This is a genomic window from Limnomicrobium aquaticum (assembly GCF_040545545.1).
Taxonomy (GTDB): domain Bacteria; phylum Pseudomonadota; class Alphaproteobacteria; order Rhizobiales; family Rhizobiaceae; genus Ensifer_A; species Ensifer_A aquaticum.
The window spans coordinates 325,230-342,047 of the sequence record NZ_JBEPMB010000001.1; the positions used below are offsets into that span (position 1 = coordinate 325,230).

General features: G+C 60.2%; 15 protein-coding genes. 4 read left to right on the forward strand and 11 right to left on the reverse strand.

Annotated elements, in window-relative coordinates:
• Nucleotides 1-138: 138 nt before the first annotated feature.
• Complete coding sequence (locus tag ABID16_RS01630) at nucleotides 139-606, forward strand: Lrp/AsnC family transcriptional regulator (protein WP_354554610.1); 468 nt, start codon at nucleotides 139-141, stop codon at nucleotides 604-606.
• A 150-nt stretch (nucleotides 607-756) separates the two neighbouring features.
• Here ABID16_RS01630 and ABID16_RS01635 read toward each other — a convergent pair whose 3' ends face one another.
• From ABID16_RS01635 to ABID16_RS01680, 10 genes are all read right to left on the reverse strand, one after another.
• Nucleotides 757-1,815, reverse strand: coding sequence for a glycosyltransferase family 4 protein (locus ABID16_RS01635; protein WP_354554611.1), 1,059 nt, complete (start codon nucleotides 1,813-1,815; stop codon nucleotides 757-759).
• Nucleotides 1,816-1,836: 21 nt separating this feature from the next.
• Nucleotides 1,837-2,313, reverse strand: a complete 477-nt coding sequence (gene greA, locus ABID16_RS01640; RefSeq protein ID WP_354554612.1) for a transcription elongation factor GreA — start codon at nucleotides 2,311-2,313, stop codon at nucleotides 1,837-1,839.
• Nucleotides 2,314-2,552: 239 nt separating this feature from the next.
• Nucleotides 2,553-3,266, reverse strand: a complete 714-nt coding sequence (locus ABID16_RS01645) for a DUF930 domain-containing protein (RefSeq protein WP_354555872.1) — start codon at nucleotides 3,264-3,266, stop codon at nucleotides 2,553-2,555.
• A gap of 145 nt (nucleotides 3,267-3,411) precedes the next feature.
• On the reverse strand, nucleotides 3,412-4,314 hold the full coding sequence (gene ppk2, locus ABID16_RS01650; RefSeq protein ID WP_354554613.1) for a polyphosphate kinase 2: 903 nt from the start codon (nucleotides 4,312-4,314) through the stop codon (nucleotides 3,412-3,414).
• A 240-nt stretch (nucleotides 4,315-4,554) separates the two neighbouring features.
• On the reverse strand, nucleotides 4,555-4,893 hold the full coding sequence (locus ABID16_RS01655) for a hypothetical protein (RefSeq protein WP_354554614.1): 339 nt from the start codon (nucleotides 4,891-4,893) through the stop codon (nucleotides 4,555-4,557).
• Nucleotides 4,894-5,068: 175 nt separating this feature from the next.
• A complete protein-coding gene (gene carB / locus ABID16_RS01660) occupies nucleotides 5,069-8,551 on the reverse strand; it encodes a carbamoyl-phosphate synthase large subunit (protein ID WP_354554615.1) in 3,483 nt (1,160 codons plus the stop codon).
• Between the two features lie 288 nt (nucleotides 8,552-8,839).
• Nucleotides 8,840-9,979, reverse strand: a complete 1,140-nt coding sequence (locus ABID16_RS01665; protein WP_354554616.1) for a helix-turn-helix transcriptional regulator — start codon at nucleotides 9,977-9,979, stop codon at nucleotides 8,840-8,842.
• Nucleotides 9,980-10,132: 153 nt separating this feature from the next.
• Nucleotides 10,133-10,609, reverse strand: a complete 477-nt coding sequence (locus tag ABID16_RS01670) for a DUF995 domain-containing protein (RefSeq protein WP_354554617.1) — start codon at nucleotides 10,607-10,609, stop codon at nucleotides 10,133-10,135.
• Between the two features lie 375 nt (nucleotides 10,610-10,984).
• Nucleotides 10,985-11,914, reverse strand: coding sequence for a phosphatase PAP2 family protein (locus tag ABID16_RS01675; RefSeq protein ID WP_354554618.1), 930 nt, complete (start codon nucleotides 11,912-11,914; stop codon nucleotides 10,985-10,987).
• Between the two features lie 172 nt (nucleotides 11,915-12,086).
• Nucleotides 12,087-13,622: an MDR family MFS transporter gene (locus ABID16_RS01680; protein ID WP_354554619.1), complete on the reverse strand. Its 1,536-nt coding sequence runs from the start codon at nucleotides 13,620-13,622 to the stop codon at nucleotides 12,087-12,089.
• A gap of 185 nt (nucleotides 13,623-13,807) precedes the next feature.
• On the opposite strand from ABID16_RS01680, the gene ABID16_RS01685 reads away from it, so the two are divergent.
• Together ABID16_RS01685 and ABID16_RS01690 are read left to right on the forward strand one after the other, a co-directional pair.
• Nucleotides 13,808-14,275, forward strand: a complete 468-nt coding sequence (locus tag ABID16_RS01685) for a MarR family winged helix-turn-helix transcriptional regulator (protein WP_354554620.1) — start codon at nucleotides 13,808-13,810, stop codon at nucleotides 14,273-14,275.
• A gap of 97 nt (nucleotides 14,276-14,372) precedes the next feature.
• Nucleotides 14,373-15,299, forward strand: coding sequence for a DMT family transporter (locus ABID16_RS01690; protein WP_354554621.1), 927 nt, complete (start codon nucleotides 14,373-14,375; stop codon nucleotides 15,297-15,299).
• A 9-nt stretch (nucleotides 15,300-15,308) separates the two neighbouring features.
• On the opposite strand, the gene ABID16_RS01695 is transcribed toward ABID16_RS01690, so the two are convergent.
• Nucleotides 15,309-16,178 (reverse strand): LytTR family DNA-binding domain-containing protein, encoded by an 870-nt coding sequence (locus tag ABID16_RS01695; protein ID WP_354554622.1) that lies wholly within the window; start codon nucleotides 16,176-16,178, stop codon nucleotides 15,309-15,311.
• Nucleotides 16,179-16,270: 92 nt separating this feature from the next.
• Between ABID16_RS01695 and ABID16_RS01700 the strand changes: the two genes are divergently transcribed.
• Nucleotides 16,271-16,810 (forward strand): DUF2306 domain-containing protein, encoded by a 540-nt coding sequence (locus ABID16_RS01700; RefSeq protein ID WP_354554623.1) that lies wholly within the window; start codon nucleotides 16,271-16,273, stop codon nucleotides 16,808-16,810.
• Nucleotides 16,811-16,818: the final 8 nt, after the last annotated feature.

Genomic DNA, 16,818 nt, shown 5'->3' on the forward strand with positions numbered 1-16,818 from the left:
ATTTATGAGGCGGCAGGGGGTAGTTTCAAGGGAGAGCGGTGCTTACCAACAGAAAGCCGCGCCCGCTTGTGCGTAAACTCGCGTGCTGTCATAGCTAAAGCACACATTTCAGCCGATTCCCCAGCGTTTGGACCCTTCATGTTCCGTGCCGAACTCGACGCGATCGACATCAGAATCCTTCGGGAGTTGCAGGCGGACGGGCGCATCACCAATGTCGAGCTCGCCAGCCGCGCCGGCATTTCAGCGCCGCCCTGTCTTCGCCGCGTCCGCCGGCTGGAAGATACGGGCATCATTGAGGGCTATCGGGCCGTTCTCAATGGCCCGAAACTCGGTATGGACCTGACCGGGTTCTGCATGGTCGGTCTCAAGCATCAGTCAGAGGCAAACCTCAAGAGCTTTTCGGCGGCTACCGCCAAATGGCCTCTGGTGCGACAGGCCTGGATGGTGTCGGGCGAAAGCGATTTTCTCCTGCATTGCGTAGCGGAAAATCTCACCGTGTTTCAGGATTTCGTCATCGAGCAACTGGCGGCGGATGAGAATGTCGACACCGTGCGCACCATGCTGACGATCCGGCAGGTGAAGAAGGTCGGGCTGATCGAGATTTGAGGGGTGGGGTGAGGCGGGCGCTCTCCCTCCCCCTTGTGGGGAGGGTTGGGGAGGGGGCTGTCTATCCGCTTGCTCCGGCGGTCGTGGCAAAGTCCCCCTCTGGCTGCCGCCATCTCCCCCACAAGGGGGGAGACGGATGGGGCGGGCTCCTCAGTTCCTCTCCAGCGTCTCGTAAATCGCGCCGAGTGCGGCGGCTTCGCCCTTCAGGTCAAACCGTGCGCGAACGTCTGCGAGTGCGGCTTCTCCATGCGCTTCTGCAAGTGCCGGGTCAGCCAGATATCTCGCGATCGCATCGCGCAGCGTTTCGTAGTCCCCGGCGGGGGCAATCTCACCGGTTTGGCCGGGAACGATCATGCCGGCATAGGCGCCCGCATCGCTGGCGACCACGGCGGTATTCGACGCCATGGCTTCGAGCGGGGTCAGGCCGAAGCCCTCGTTGCGGGAGGGTGCGACGTAGAGGGTGAGCCGTCGATACCAAGGCTTGATGTCGTCGACTTCGCCGAGGATGCGGATGCGGTCTTCGAGGCCTGCGGCCTTGATGTCGGCTTCGAGCGATGCGGCGAAGGGCTTGTGATCGGCTGTGACACGGCCGGTGACGATGGCGGTCCAATCCGGATAGCGGGGCAGAAGTTCGATCATCGCGCGGACGAAAAGATCAGTGCCTTTCTGATGCCGGATGCGGCCGCTGCAGCCGATGAGATATTTGCCGGGCAGGCCGGTCCCGGCCATCGTGTCGCTCAGCCCTTCCGGCGGATGGAAGAGGGCGAGATCAACGCCATGCGACACGACCTCATGCGGCACCTTGAGATAGGAACCGGAACGCTCACTGGTGGCGACGACGGCGTCCATCTTCGCAATCAGCCAGCGCGTGTAGCGGCTGTGATGGCGCTGGGCGGCGGAGGTGAAGAGGAGCCTGATCGGCATGCGCAGAACGTCGCGCAACAGGAGGCCGAAGAGCATCTCATTGTTGCGGCGCGCATGCCAGATGCGCTTGCCACCGCCAGCCGGCTTCTGCCAGAGCTTGAGAAGGTCAAGCCAGCGGAGATGTGGCAGATGCGCGGGCAGGCCGGGGCCGATCACGGCGACGTGCTGGCCCTGGCGGTTCTGTTCCGGCACGAGCTGGACGATCGTGGATGTCACGCCCGAGAGCCGCCGCTTGAAATTCGGCGCAATGACGCGGGTTTCTGCGGCGGTCGCGGACTGTGGCACGATGTCAGACTTCCGGGCGGATCAGCCCCAGGAGATGTTCAGGATTCCGTAGGCCTTGGAGCCGCCGGGCGCGTTGACCTCGATCGAGTCACCCTTTTCCTTGCCAATGAGCGCACGGGCGATCGGAGAGGAGATCGAGATGCGGCCGGACTTCACGTCGGCTTCCTGATCGCCGACGATCTGGTAGGTCTTTTCTTCGTCCGTGTCCTCATCGATCAGCTTCACGGTGGCGCCGAACTTGATCGTGCTGCCGGACATCTTGGAAAGGTCTATGACTTCGGCGCGGCCGATCAGATCCTCAAGCTCGCCGATGCGGCCTTCGTTGTGGCTCTGCGCTTCCTTGGCGGCGTGATATTCAGCATTTTCCGACAGATCGCCATGGGCACGCGCTTCGGCGATCGCCTCGATGATGCGGGGGCGTTCTTCCTGCTGGCGCCAACGCAGCTCTTCGTTGAGCTTGGCAAAGCCGGACTGGGTCATCGGAACTTTTTCGACCATTTCCATTTCCTTCCCGTCGCTGACGCATAGGTCTCACCCCATGCGGCCGCATGTCTTGTCGTTTCCACGTCTTTTGATGAGCGCGGCACAAAAATAAAACGGTCCCCGGAGCTTCACGCAACGGAACCGTTCAAAACGGAAATCAATATAACAGAAACCTTTTTGAAAAAGCGAGGAAAATCTGTTGTACGGTTTTCTTGAAGGTCAAAGGCGCTTTGAGAACAAGCGCTTGAGCCGCCTCAGCGCTCCAGCTGCAGGTCGCTCCATCGGCTGCTCGGGATCGGATCGCCGATCAGGAAGCGGAAGGCGGTCACGGTGTTTCGCTTTGCATCCAGCTTGCAGTCGAAGGTGAGACGAAACCAGCGATGGGCGCTTCTGAATGCCGCGCCTGCGGCATGGAGCGTTTCTCCATCAACCTGCGTGTTTTCCAGTGCATAGGCGATCAGCCGATCGGGGCGGAACTTGGCATCGGCACGCCGAATCTGTTCCATCGCCTCGGTATCGCAGATCTGCTCGTTGCGCTCCGCTGGCGCCAGTGTCTTCAGCGCGTCGCGGGCCGAACGGTTTTCGGGTCTCGCAAGGATGGCAGATGCAAAGAAGTTGAGGGCTTCAATCATACCGGACCCGTTTTGCGCCTGCGGCTCGGGTGGCGGGTGCGCTGCAGGTGCGGCGGACGGTGGCGCGGGTGAAGACGCGGCGGGCGAAGATCGGGCCAGGGGGCTTTCGGCGGATGACGGAGAGGGAGGGTTGGAGGCCGGCTCGCCAGGTTCTTCGGGCGGAGCAAGCTTCGGTGCGGCGGGGCCTGAGTTGAATTCCTGCACGGGGACCATCGTCACTGCGATGGTCTGCTCACCCGCATCTTCGATCCTGGCAGGCGCGAGGCGTAGAATGAGGATGATCACGACCAGATGAAGGACCGCCGAGGCCGCAACTCCGATCGGAACCCCCTTCATCCGCCGCACGAATTTCAGCCTCCGTCGCCGTTCGTCTCTTGGCGGCTGGAATATCAAATGCCGGACGGTTTGGACAGGGCCGCGGATTTTTCGACGCGGGAGGAGACAGGGTCCCTCCCGCGGTTTTCGTCTTCAGACCGATGCCTCAGTAGAGCTTCGGCACATACATGTCGTCGGGCACCGGCTTGCGGTAATAGTCGTCATGATGGACGCGCTCGGGCAGGTCGATCGTCGGGCGCGGCACGTCCTCATAGGGGATCTGCTTGAGGAGATGCGCGATACAGTTCAGGCGGGCGCGCTTCTTGTCCACCGCCTCGACCACCCACCACGGCGTTTCCGGCGTATGGGTTCGGTCGAGCATCTCTTCCTTGGCCTTGGTGTAGTCTTCCCAGTGAACGCGGCTTTCGAGGTCCATGGGCGAGAGCTTCCACTGTTTCAGCGGATCGTGGATGCGCATCTTGAAGCGGAATTCCTGTTCCTCGTCGGTGATGGAGAACCAGTATTTGATGAGAATGATGCCGGAGCGGACCAGCATGCGCTCGAATTCCGGCACGGAGCGGAAGAATTCTTCCAGTTCGTCCTTGGTGCAGAAGCCCATGACGCGCTCGACGCCCGCGCGGTTATACCAGGAACGGTCGAAGAGGACCATTTCGCCAGCGCTCGGCAGGTGGGGCGTGTAGCGCTGGAAATACCACTGGTGACGCTCGCGCTCCGTGGGAGCGGGGAGTGCGACGACGCGGCATACGCGCGGATTGAGGCGCTGCGTCACGCGCTTGATCGCGCCGCCCTTGCCGGCGGAATCGCGGCCTTCGAAGATGACCACGACCTTGAGCTTCTTGTGCTGGATCCAGTCCTGCAGCTTCACTAGCTCGTGCTGCAGGCGGAAGAGCTCGCGGAAATAGATCTTGCGGTCGAGCGTCGGCTCGGACTCGTGCGTCATGCCATCAACGACGAGTTCATCAAGCTGATCCTCGTCCATCTGCATTTCCAGCTCCTCGTCGAAGCTGTCCGCGATCTCTGTCTTGATGCGCTCGAGGTCATATTGCATTCGTCAAATCCTTGCCACGTTTTGCCGGAGAGAAGCAGGGTTGTGTGAAGGACTTGTGACAGATGAGTGACGTGTTTTTGTTAGATGCCGATCCAGGGTCAAACTCAAGGCCTGCATCCCGGTTATCGGGCAGAGGACAACATGTGCGGTGCCAAACGTTTATGGAAGTCCAGATCGAGAGAGTGCGAAGCCGCGAGCATGGAACGTCTTGCCAGCGGCTTCAAACTGAAGCGCAGCTTTTCAGCGCCCTTGGAGTATCTTGACAATTTTGGGGGTCAATCGTCCGTAATGCAGGGCCGCGGCCTCTTCATACGAGAGGCGGCCGCTCGCAACGGCACTCACCATCCGCGAACATGCGAGGCGGTCCACTTCGGTATCCCTGACGTCCATCAGCAAAGCTGCGTTGTGCCTCGCATGGGGATTCGAATATCGCGCATGCGCGATGCATTTCTGGGTGACCTCGTTGCGCAGGCTCTTGCTGCCTGCAAGCGCCGCAGCGCCTGTTTCGTAATTCTCGCGCGTGGTCGTGCAGCCCGAAACGGCCAAGCCGCACAGGAGGAGAACCGTAATCTTCTTCATAAAAATCCTCACAATCCAAAGATGTAAACGTCCCCTCGATGAAAGGGCTATCTTGGAAGAGGGATGTGGTCAAGTGTGCCTTTGCGGGATGTAACGGACCCACAAAAGTTCCTGTAATTTGGCAGCGTCGTCGGCTGGTCCGCAACCGGCATTGGGCTGCGGACCGATGCCTGTTTCAGAAATAGCTCTGCAGCGGCCGCACTTCCAACTGCCCCTGCTTCAGCGCGCGGATTGCTTCCGCTGCAGCCAGCGCGCCCGACATGGTCGTGTAGTAAGGCACCTTCTGCATCAGCGCGGCGCGGCGGAGCGACTTGGAGTCGGAGATCGCCTTGTTGCCGTCCGTCGAGTTGAAGACCAGCTGAACCTGGCGGTTGCGGATGGCGTCCTCGATATGGGGGCGGCCTTCCAGAACCTTGTTGATCTTGACTGCGGCAATGCCGTTTTCGGCGAGGAAGCGCTGGGTGCCGCCGGTCGCCAGGACCTTGAAGCCGATGTCGGCCAAGATGCGGATGGCGGGCAGGATGCGGTCCTTGTCGCCGTCGCGAACGGAGACGAAGACGGTGCCTTCACGCGGCAGATCGACGCCGGCGCCGAGCTGCGACTTGGCAAACGCCAGCGCGTAATCGGTGTCGAGACCCATGACTTCGCCGGTGGAGCGCATTTCCGGACCCAGCAGCGTGTCGACGCCGGGGAAGCGGGCAAACGGGAAGACGGCTTCCTTGACCGCGATGTGCTTCAGCGCACGCGGATCGGGCTTCTTGCCATAGGCGGCGACGGCCTCATCGAGCTTTTCGCCGGCCATGATGCGGGCGGCGATCTTGGCGATCGGCGCGCCGATGGTCTTGGCGACGAAGGGCACGGTGCGCGAGGCACGCGGATTGACTTCGAGGATGTAGATGGTGCCGTCCTTGACCGCGAACTGAACGTTCATCAGGCCGCCGACGTTCAGTGCCTTGGCGAGGATCTTGGTCTGGCGCTCCAGTTCATCGACCATTTCATTGGAGAGCGTGTGAACGGGAAGCGAGCAGGCGCTATCGCCGGAGTGAATGCCGGCTTCTTCGATATGCTCCATGATGCCCGAGACGAAAACATCCTTGCCGTCGCAGAGGCAGTCGACATCGACTTCGATGGCGTTGGTCAGGTAGCTGTCGAAGAGAAGCGGGTTCTTGCCGAGCAGCGTGTTGATCTGGCCGGTCTTGTCGTTCGGATAGCGGGCCTTGATGTCTTCCGGCACGAGTTCCGGCACGGTGTCGAGCAGGTAGGCCTGGAGCTGGCCTTCCGAATGGATGATCTGCATGGCGCGGCCACCCAGAACATAGGACGGGCGCACGACCAGCGGGAACCCGATCTCGCCGGCGACGAGGCGGGCCTGTTCGACTGAATAGGCGATGCCGTTGTTCGGCTGCGTCAGGTCGAGCTTCTGCAGAAGCTTCTGGAAGCGGTCGCGGTCTTCGGCGAGGTCGATCATGTCGGGCGCGGTGCCGAGGATCGGGATGCCGTTCTTTTCCAGCGCTTCGGCGAGCTTCAGCGGGGTCTGGCCGCCGAACTGCACGATGACGCCGACCAGTTCGCCGCTTTCCTGTTCGGCGCGCAGGATCTCGATCACGTCTTCGGCCGTCAGAGGCTCGAAATAGAGGCGGTCGGAGGTGTCGTAGTCGGTCGAGACGGTTTCCGGGTTGCAGTTGACCATGATGGCTTCAAAGCCGGCATCCTTCAGGGCGAAGGCGGCATGGCAGCAGCAATAGTCGAACTCAATGCCCTGGCCGATGCGGTTCGGGCCGCCGCCGAGGATGACGACCTTCTTGCGGGTCGAGACTTCGGCTTCGGAGCGCGTGGCGCCTGCAAAAGGCGTCTCGTAGGTCGAGTACATGTAGGCTGTCGGCGAAGCGAATTCGGCCGCACAGGTGTCGATGCGCTTGTAGACGGGGCGGACGTTTAGGCGGTTGCGCAGATGCGCGACTTCCTTGGCGGTCTTGCCGGTCAGCGAGGCGAGGCGGGCATCGGAGAAGCCCATGGCTTTCAGCATGCGCAGGTTCTGCTCGTCTTCCGGCACGCCGTGCTCGCGCACGCGGGCTTCCATGTCGACGATCTTCTTGAGCTGGGCGATGAACCACGGGTCGATCTTGCAGCCCTGATGCACTTCCTCCTCCGACATGCCAAGGCGGAGTGCCTGGGCAACGTGGCGCAGGCGGTTCGGCGTCGGGGTGCCGATGGCTGCGCGGATGGCATTCTTGTCGTCGCCATCGCCAAGGCCGGGGATTTCGATTTCGTCGAGGCCCGTCAGACCGGTTTCAAGACCGCGAAGGGCCTTCTGCAGCGATTCCGCAAACGTGCGGCCGATCGCCATGACTTCCCCGACCGACTTCATCGCCGTCGTCAGGACCGGCGACGCGCCCGGGAATTTCTCGAAGGCGAAGCGCGGGATCTTGGTGACGACATAGTCGATCGACGGTTCGAAGGAGGCGGGCGTTGCGCCGCCGGTGATGTCGTTTTCCAGTTCGTCCAGCGTGTAGCCGACGGCGAGCTTCGCCGCGATCTTGGCGATCGGGAAGCCGGTCGCCTTGGAGGCGAGAGCCGAGGAGCGCGACACGCGCGGGTTCATTTCGATGACGACGAGGCGGCCGTTTTCCGGATTGACGGCGAACTGCACGTTGGAGCCGCCGGTCTCGACGCCGATCTCGCGCAGCACCGCAATCGAGGCGTTGCGCATGATCTGGTATTCTTTGTCGGTGAGCGTGAGGGCAGGGGCCACCGTGATACTATCGCCCGTGTGGACGCCCATCGGGTCGATGTTCTCGATCGAGCAGATGATGATGCAATTGTCCGCCTTGTCGCGGACCACTTCCATCTCATATTCCTTCCAGCCGAGCACCGACTCCTCGATCAACACTTCCGTGGTCGGCGAGGCGTCTAGGCCGCCCGACACGATGTCGTAGAATTCCGAGCGGTTATAGGCGATGCCGCCGCCGGTGCCGCCCATGGTGAAGGAGGGGCGGATGATGGCGGGCAGACCGACCACGTCGAGCGCCTGCGCGGCAATGGCCATGGCGTGGCTGATATAGCGCTGCTTGCGGTCGCTCTCGCCGAGATTCCAATGATTTTCGAGATCGTCCAGCGCCTTGTCGAGGGCGGGGCCGGAGAGTTCGGCGCGCAGCTTGGCGCGGGCAGCCTCATGCGTCTTGCGGTCGGCATTCTTGATGTCGGTGGCGTTCGCGAGCATCGACTTCGGAGTTTCGAGGCCGATCTTTTCCATGGCCTCGCGGAAGAGGGCGCGGTCTTCGGCCTTGTCGATCGCTTCGGGCTTCGCGCCGATCATTTCGACATTGTAGCGGTCGAGCACGCCCATGCGCTTGAGCGAAAGGGCAGTGTTCAGCGCCGTCTGGCCGCCCATGGTCGGGAGCAGCGCGTCGGGGCGCTCCTTGGCGATGATCTTGGCGACGACTTCCGGGGTGATCGGCTCGATATAGGTCGCATCCGCCAGGCCCGGATCGGTCATGATCGTCGCCGGGTTGGAGTTCACCAGAATGACGCGATAACCCTCTTCCTTGAGGGCCTTGCAGGCCTGTGTGCCTGAATAGTCGAATTCGCAAGCCTGACCGATGACAATCGGCCCCGCGCCGATGATGAGGATCGATTTGATATCTTGGCGCTTCGACATGGCGTCATTCCAACTTTCTTGTTTCCGCAAGCTCTTGTCCGAAAGGCGCTTTCGGGAGCGTGCATGGGGCCTGCATGAAAAACCGGCGACGGTTCGGGACCGGGCCGGGTGCGGGCTTTCTGACTTAAAGGCTAGGTGGGCCTTATAGGGAATGTCTTTGTGGAAACCAACCCCGAAAATGGCGGTTTCCGGGGGAAAGTTTCTTGGGGGGAGGGCCTATGTCGTTCCTGTCTTTCAGCGGGTCCTGCAAGCATTGTGTTTCGTGGGCGGCGGTTCCCATTGGGAAGATCAGGAAAATCTCAACAACAAGCCGATCAATTCTGCCTGACGGCTGATGCCGGTCTTGTTGAAGACTTGCTTCAACCGGTGACGCGCGGTCTCCCGTGTAATGAATAGGCGATCCGCGCATTCGGAAAGCGTAAGGTTTTCAAGCAGCAATTCGCAAAGCCGCAGTTCGGCGGGCGTGATGTGAAACAGACGACAAAATGCCTTAGTGTCGAAAGTGGCATGGTTCGAGCTGAGGTTGCGGATTTGGACCAGTCCCAAATAGCGGGGTAAAATAAAATTTGACGACCAACGAGAGTCCGCCTCGGGTACCCTTAAGACTGACACGCGATAGTTTCTGCCATGATGCGAAAAGGCGTGGCGATGATCGGGCAGCGGCTTCAGATTTGCCATCGCCATTACTGCCTGTTCCAGCCATCGATGAGCGGGTTCACAGTTGATGCGCAGCGTCCGGTTTCGTGAATTTACGACCGTTCCGGCTGATAGGGCATGTTCTCCGAGCGTGTTTGCTTCCACAATGCGCATTTTGTCGTCGACAGCAAACGCGATATCAGGCTCGCGGTTCACCAAGGCAGCCGCAGCAGCCACCTTTCGGTATCCCTCGATGTTCCGATAGCTGGTTGCAATCGACCGAACCAATACGCCTTGCAACCGTTCTATGATTGGTTCAATGATTGACTCGGCAGCGTCAAGGTTCTTATCCGGCAGTTGCATACTGAGAACGATCGGGGTGTCCGCAGATGCTTGAAGCTTTACGCCTATACCGTCGTAAAGCCCCCCGAGGGGCCTGAGCCAATCGTTGTAAAACTCGGTTCCGCGAAAACTGGCGGCTGGCATGACATTGGACGATCGAACGACCTGGCCAACCTTCACACTACTCCAGAATGCATTCCACGGATTAACATGCACGTAATGCTCGACGTATTTGCGCACATGGTCGGGCGAAAATCCCGCATGGGCAGCGATACCTCGCGCTGGGCTGAGGTTGTCGTTCTGGATTAATATCGACATGCTGCCAGAAACGACCGTTGCTAACGCCTGCGTAAATTCCTCCCAGGCAACAAGCCCCATCCCGGCCTGCTCGGCAAGCAGTGTAAGCTCGGCGGAAGTTCTTTCAATACATTCGATATCGATGTTTCGCATGATCCATCAACCGCCCATTCATAAAAATATGGCGATTGTAACAGATGGTTGTGACCGTGCACCTCCTATTTGGGAGGTCTTCTTGGCCGAACAAAGACCTTGCAGTCGGACCGCGAACCCGGAATTGGACCGAGTTGCGGTCCGAGGCGCAAGCTATTTCTTGTTTTTCAGACTGTTGTATGTCGCCGTGACGGCATCCCCATTCTGCATTTTCTTCAATTCGCCATTGTACCAGAAATCTGTCGGGTAACCTTTCTTGCCCTTGTTGCCGTCCCAGAGACTCCAATAGTCATTGCCGTTTTTATACCAGGCGTTGCAAAAGCCCGGCGCATTCCCGGACTTGCCATCCTTTACAGAGTGCCAGGTGAGCGAAGTGCAGGCCTTGTTGCCTTTCACAGTCCACTTGCCTTCGCCGTACCAGGAGTTGTCCATGCCCACCATGAAATAGGTTCCATCAGGCGCATAGTATGCTTTACCCCGGTCATAATTGGCGGACATTCCTGCGTAGATTTTCGTAACCTCGGCAGAAGACAACTTTGTCGCGGTCTTGGGTAGTTTGCTAGCGTAGGCGGCATCGAGCGGCAGCAAGGCGCAAAGCGAGATTGCAGTCAGGGTTTTCACAATAGACATTCGGAAGCTCCTTGAGGACACAACGTTGATCCTGCGAAGGTGGCTTTGGAAGATTCTTTCATCAACTCCCGTATGGGAGGTGTCGTGTCGATATTCCGCCAGATGATTGTGTTTTGACCCTAGAAAGCATGGCACGATTTCGACCTGCTGAAATTGCGCTTCATGTCGAAAGACGTCTTTACGGGACAGGGCAACCATGCTCGATGTTGCCGCCGCCGTCGTCGGAACATTCGCGGAAGAGGCAAGCAAAATCGCCGCGTGCGGCCGCCAGGAAGAACTCTGCTGAGAACTGGCGCACTTACTCCAGGCGAGCATTGCGGCGAAGTCTCTATGGAATCCAACCCCGAAAATGTAAGTCTCTGGGGTTTTGTACCGTCAGGGATTGCCGCTTGTCGCTTCAGCCAGATTGGCCTTTGCCAGTCGCAGGTTGGGATGCGCCGCAAGCCGCGCTTCGACGCGGTCCACCGCAAGGATGACCCAAACGGCGACGGCGATGCCGGCAATGACGTCAACGAGATAATGACCGCCATTCGGGACTGCCGAGATCGCCATCAGGACATTGAGAGCGAGGACGGGATAGCGCAGCAGCCTGTTGTGCCACCATGCCCATGCGCAAAGGACCGCAACGGCGGCGTGGACAGACGGGAACGAAATGATTCCGGCAAGCTCGAAGGGACGAAAGGCAAAGATGCCGCCGTTTTTCAGCGCGTGCAGGGGGGCGACAAAGTCGAGGGCATATTGAATGTTGATGTTCTTCGGCTGCAATCCTGTCGTGGCGAAGGTGCCGACAGCTGGAACGGTGGTCGCCACCACACTCGCAAGCAGGACGATCGCACCATAGGAGATTAGCATCTTGTAGGCCTTCGCCGTGTTTCTGCCGAGTGCCAGAAGGAGGGGGGAAAGAATGAGCTGCGGTGTGAAGGCCGTGTAGGCGTAGTTGAGGAGGCCCGCAAGCCAGGGTCTCCCGTCAATGAAGGCGATTGTCTTCGGCCAGTCGAACCCGAGTGCTGCATCCATCGCCGCAAGCTGATCGTCAGCCAGGTCGAAGGGAAGTTGCATCGCGATGTAGGCGGAGGCGGCAACGGGCAGCAAGAGCAGAAGGTGAAAGAGGAGAATTTCGGCCGGCGCGCGCAGCCGCTCAAATCCCCTTGCCCTGGCATAGACCGCAAGAACGCCGCTGGAGATAGCTCCGGGTGCAAGAGCGGCGGTCCAGGCGTTTGTGTCAACGCTCAGGATCGTGAAAGGCAGGAGCGACAGGATCGAGATCCAAAAGATTGTCGTGAACCCCAGGAGGAGCTGCGGCATGGGACCCGCCCAACGTTGTTTGCATCACGGATTGATGCAAGCCTAGGTGGTCGGCATTAACGCAAACTTTCCAAAATCTGCTAGTTTTTGGACATTCCCGCAAAAGTCAGCCTGGCGACCTCTCAAAATCTACTGGAAATTTATATTCATAAATCAATAATTTAGCTATATATCAGTGATTTTCGCCTTTGACCGGCAGCTGTATGTTCTTCAGGCTGATGGCGCAGATCAATGCAACCAGGCCAATACATGCGCCTGTCAGGAAAAGCGGGTGAAAGGCGTTGTTGTAGACTCCGGCAATTGCCAACCGTGTCGCTTCCGGTAGGCCGGAGACATCCTTGGGCGTCAACTTCTCGAAATCGTCGATGCCGGGGATCGGCACGGTGAGATGGGCAACGCTGGCAGCAAGGATCGCGCCGTAGACCGAAATGCCGATGGAGGCGCCGCCCATGCGGGTCAGCGTGACGACGCCTGTTGCAGCACCCGTGTCGCGCTTGTCGGCCGCGTTCTGCACGCCGAGAACCGGGACCTGCTGGGCGACGCCGATGCCAAGGCCGTTGATGAGCAGCAGCGGTGCGATCGCCCAGAGCGGCGCGGATTGGGGCAGGAAGGCGACGGCCGTCAGCGCCAACACTGCGGAAACACCCGAAATCACAGCGAAGATCTTGTAGCGGCCGGTGCGCGACATGATCCGGCCCGAGGTCACCGAGCCTATGGCGATGCCGCCGGTCAAGGGGATGAAGAACAGCCCGGCATTGGTGGGTGTCAGTCCCACGGCGGATTGCAGGTAGAGCGCATAATAGGTGGAGAGACCGATGCCGATCGCGCCGCTCGCCATGGAGTAGATCAGCAGAAGGTTGACGGTCGATTTGGAGAACAGGCTGAGCGGGACGACCGGTTCGGCGACGCGCTTTTCCACCTGAATCCAGATGACGATGCAGAGCGCGCCGATGCCTAGGATGGCGAGGCTCTGCGGGGCGAGCAGGCCGCCGAAGAGTTCCGAACTGTCGGCCCAGAGGACGAAGCTTGCTATGGCGGACGCGATGAGGATTGCGCCGAGATAGTCGATCTTCGGCTTGCGGTGCGGGCGCTTGTAAGGGAGCATCGTGCCGATGCCGAGAAGCACGATGATGCCGATCGGCAGGTTGATGAGGAAGATCGAGCGCCAGCCGAACAGATCGCTCATCACGCCGCCGAGCGCCGGTCCGACCGCGCCTGAAAGCATCAGCATGAGGCTTGAATAGCTCTGGTACTTCGCGCGTTCGCGCGGCTCGAAGAGGTCGGCATTGATCGAGAAGATCGAGACCATGATCCCGCCGCCGCCGAGTGCCTGCAGCACGCGCGCGGCGATCAGCGTGTCCATGGATACGGCGAGGCCGCAGGTGGCAGAGCCGAGCGTGAAGATGAAGACGGCAGCCATCATCACATATTTGCGGCCGAAGAGATCGCCGAGCTTGCCATAAAGCGGCATGACGGCGCTCGAGGCCAGCAGATAGGCGGAGCCAACCCAGCCGAAGCGCTCCAGCTGGCCGAATTCACCGACTATGGTCGGTAGCGCGGTCGCCACGATCTGGTTGTCGAGCGTTGCCATGAACACGCCGGTCAGCAGAAAGGCGAAGGCGATCAGCCGCCTGCGGCGGTCCATTTCCATGGGGGCGTCGTGATGGACCGCGGCTTCTGCCTCTGTCGGCTTGATACGGTTGTGCATGACAAAGCAATCTCGATAGAGTAGCTGAAGATGAGTTGGGCGTTTATGTGCTTATGGCAAACAAATGTCAAATTCATATGCGTGACAAGTGCACATAAATTTGTTATGCCTTGTCGAGATCCAGGGGACCAGCAATTTCCATGAGCGCGCATGCGGAACAAGCGCCTGACCGGGCGAAGCCAGAAATGAACGCCGATATCGCATTGATCGGCCAGGCCATGTCTCGCATGCGCCTGATGATCGGCCGTCGCATCATCGGGCGCATGGCGATGAAGCGGGCCGCGCCGACGCTCGAGCTGTCGCACCTGGACGTCATCGAAGCTGTTCGGCGTATCTCCGAAGGCGGGGAAGTCACGGTCGGAGCGGTCGCCGACATGATGCATGTGGATCCATCCCGCAGCAGCCGGCTGATTTCCGAACTCGTACAGGGCGAATTTCTCGTTCGCTCGGTTTCGCAGGCAGATGCCCGCCGCGCGGTCGTGGAACTGACCGACAAGGCGCGGGCCTATTTCCGCGAGGCACAAAGCGTGAAGCGCGATCTCATCGAATCCATTGTCGCCGACTGGAGCGCAGAGGATATCGCGCATTTCGGGCGGCTTTATCTCAAGTTCGTCGATGAATTCGAACAGCGGGCCAAGTCTTCCGAGGTCTGATGTCGCCTTTGGCCTGTTGCGCGGCTGAAAAAGACGTTTCCCTGACGCCGCGATTCTGTCAGAAGGCTGAAGTCAATTCCCCCGAAAGTTCGCCTTCATGACCACAGACGCTTCTCCGAAGCCCGAAACCCCCGTCGTTGCAACCGTGTCGGCGCGACCGGCAGGTTTTGCGCTCGGCCTTGTCGCGATGATTGCCGCGGCGCTTGCCATGAGTATTTCGCCGTCGCTGGTCCGGCTTGCCGATGTCGGGCCCTATGCCAGCGCCTTCTGGCGTGTGTTTCTCGCCCTGCCGGTCCTGTGGTTCTGGATGGTGCAGGAGGAACGCCAGCGGTCTGATGCGCCGCGCGCGCGGTTTCCGCTGGCGACAATCCTTGCCGGTCTGGCCTTTACCGGCGATCTGTTCTTCTGGCATCTGACGGTGATGCATACGAGCATTGCCAATGGTACGTTCTTTGCGACCATGGCGCCGCTCTGGGTGGTAATCTTCGGCTGGCTGCTGCTGCGCCAGCGGGTCAGCCGCATGACGCTTGTCGGACTGGGACTTTGCCTCGTCGGCGGCGCGGCGCTGGTGGCCGAAAGCCTTGCGTTCAATCCGGCGCACGCGCTGGGCGATGCGATGGGCATTGTCACAGGTGTCTTCTTCGGCCTCTATTTCCTCTGTGTCGGTGCTGCGCGGCTGAAGAGCGGGGCGGCGCGTGTCACCTTCGAGATGAGCCTGATCACGGCGGCACTTCTGTTTGTCGTCGCCTATGTCATGGAGCCGCATATCCTGCCCAAGAGCGGTCACGGCTGGGGCATCCTCCTGACGCTTGCCTTTGTGAGCCATGCCGGCGGGCAGGGGCTGCTTTCCATTGCGCTCGGGCGGCTGCCGACGGTGTTCTCGTCGCTGGTGATTTTCCTGGAAGCGATTGCTGCCGCCATCATCGCCTGGATATTGCTCAACGAACCGGTCTCGCTGCTGCAAGCTGCCGGCGGTATGATCATCCTGGCGGGTATCTGGATCGCCCGACCAAAGTCGGGCTGATGCCGCTGGTCAATCGACAGACCAGTTGGCGACCTTGGCCTTGACCTCGCCGGCAAAGCTGCGGCTGACGGGTAGCTCCGTGCCGTCCTTCAGCCGCGCCATCAGCTTGCCGTCCCGTGTCACAAGGGCCTCGAAGGCGGCGCGCGCGATCCAGTGCGAGCGGTGGATCTGGGTGCCGACGGTGTCGCCGATCTCCGACAGGGCATCGGAGAAACGGATCAGGATGAGTTCCCTGCCACGGCTGGTCACAGTCAGCGTATAGTGGTCCTCTGCCGACAGACGCAGGATCGGCGCGCGGTTCTCCGGCTTCAGGCGCGCGAGCATCGGCGGCGGCTCGGTTGCCGGTGCCTGGTCCTGCGCGGGGGCGGACCCGGCGGCCTTCACCTTCGCGGTGACTGTTGGCGATGCGTCCAGGGCGCTCGATTCCGTTGCAAGCCTGATCTGCCTCTCGTGCCGCATCGACGCCCAGAAAATGAGGGTGAAGACGATCGAGATCGGGAATGCCTGGGCGGTATTCTCAAGATAGGTAGGCCAGGACGGCTCGGGGCCGCGCCATGAGTATACGATGAACATCGTGGTAAGGCCGATGACCGGGCAGGCCAGAAGCGAGCCCGCGAACATGCGCGGGAAGGGGGCCGCAATGAGACGGTCGAGATAAAGCTCCGCGAACACGACGATCAAAATGGCGATCCATGTGCTCACGAAGAGATTGACCAGCCAGAAACCGAAGCGGGGGAGGACGCCCATATGCTCGCCCGTGCCGAACGGCCCGATCACCGTGAAAAGCACGACGATGGCGGCAAGCACGATCCAGAAATTTCTGGAGGCTGCAAACTCCTGCAGTTCGCGAAGCGCGGATTGCAATTTGCCACCGTTCACGTATGGGCCCCTTCAACGTGCGTAGACGGATTTGATCGGCGGAAACAATTGGACGAAGCAGGGGGCAGTTGCAATCCCCCGGAGCCCGCCAAATGAACCTGCAGCCCTTTCTTGACGCTTCTTTTGCCGTACAGTTTCACGTTCTGACCGTCGTGCCGGCGGCTTTCCTCGGTGCCACGGTGCTTTTGACCCGAAAGGGTACAGCGCGGCACAAGCTGCTCGGCCGGATCTGGATGATCCTGATGGTGCTGACGGCGATTTCGACCTTCTTCATTCATCAGATCCGGGTGTGGGGCGATTTCAGTCCGATCCATATCCTTTCAGTTGTCGTAATCGTCTCCTGTGGTGTTGCGATCTGGCAGATTCGGCGCGGCAATGTCCGGGCGCATAAATCCGCCCTGATCAGTGCCTATATCGGCGGCATATTCGGGGCTGGCGTCTTCACCTTCTGGCCCGGCCGGATGATGAACGCGATCTTCCTCGGCGGTTCTGGCGGTGCCACGCCGGAACAGGTCCGGCACGCGATCGTCGCTGCGGCGGTGGTTGTCGGGCTCGGATATGCCTTTACGATGTATGCGACGCGGTTCCGATCCGTGCCGCGCCGAAATGCCCGCTCGATTGAAAATGCCTGACGGAGAAA

Excerpts from the sequence above, each read along its gene's own strand:
- ABID16_RS01630 (WP_354554610.1), top strand. The coding sequence starts at position 139 with ATGTTCCGTGCCGAACTCGACGCGATCGACATCAGAATCCTTCGGGAG.
- greA (WP_354554612.1), bottom strand. The coding sequence starts at position 2,313 with ATGGTCGAAAAAGTTCCGATGACCCAGTCCGGCTTTGCCAAGCTCAAC.
- ABID16_RS01645 (WP_354555872.1), bottom strand. The coding sequence starts at position 3,266 with ATGAAGGGGGTTCCGATCGGAGTTGCGGCCTCGGCGGTCCTTCATCTG.
- ppk2 (WP_354554613.1), bottom strand. The coding sequence starts at position 4,314 with ATGCAATATGACCTCGAGCGCATCAAGACAGAGATCGCGGACAGCTTC.
- ABID16_RS01655 (WP_354554614.1), bottom strand. The coding sequence starts at position 4,893 with ATGAAGAAGATTACGGTTCTCCTCCTGTGCGGCTTGGCCGTTTCGGGC.
- carB (WP_354554615.1), bottom strand. The coding sequence starts at position 8,551 with ATGTCGAAGCGCCAAGATATCAAATCGATCCTCATCATCGGCGCGGGG.
- ABID16_RS01665 (WP_354554616.1), bottom strand. The coding sequence starts at position 9,979 with ATGCGAAACATCGATATCGAATGTATTGAAAGAACTTCCGCCGAGCTT.
- ABID16_RS01670 (WP_354554617.1), bottom strand. The coding sequence starts at position 10,609 with ATGTCTATTGTGAAAACCCTGACTGCAATCTCGCTTTGCGCCTTGCTG.
- ABID16_RS01675 (WP_354554618.1), bottom strand. The coding sequence starts at position 11,914 with ATGCCGCAGCTCCTCCTGGGGTTCACGACAATCTTTTGGATCTCGATC.
- ABID16_RS01680 (WP_354554619.1), bottom strand. The coding sequence starts at position 13,622 with ATGCACAACCGTATCAAGCCGACAGAGGCAGAAGCCGCGGTCCATCAC.
- ABID16_RS01685 (WP_354554620.1), top strand. The coding sequence starts at position 13,808 with ATGAACGCCGATATCGCATTGATCGGCCAGGCCATGTCTCGCATGCGC.
- ABID16_RS01690 (WP_354554621.1), top strand. The coding sequence starts at position 14,373 with ATGACCACAGACGCTTCTCCGAAGCCCGAAACCCCCGTCGTTGCAACC.
- ABID16_RS01700 (WP_354554623.1), top strand. The coding sequence starts at position 16,271 with ATGAACCTGCAGCCCTTTCTTGACGCTTCTTTTGCCGTACAGTTTCAC.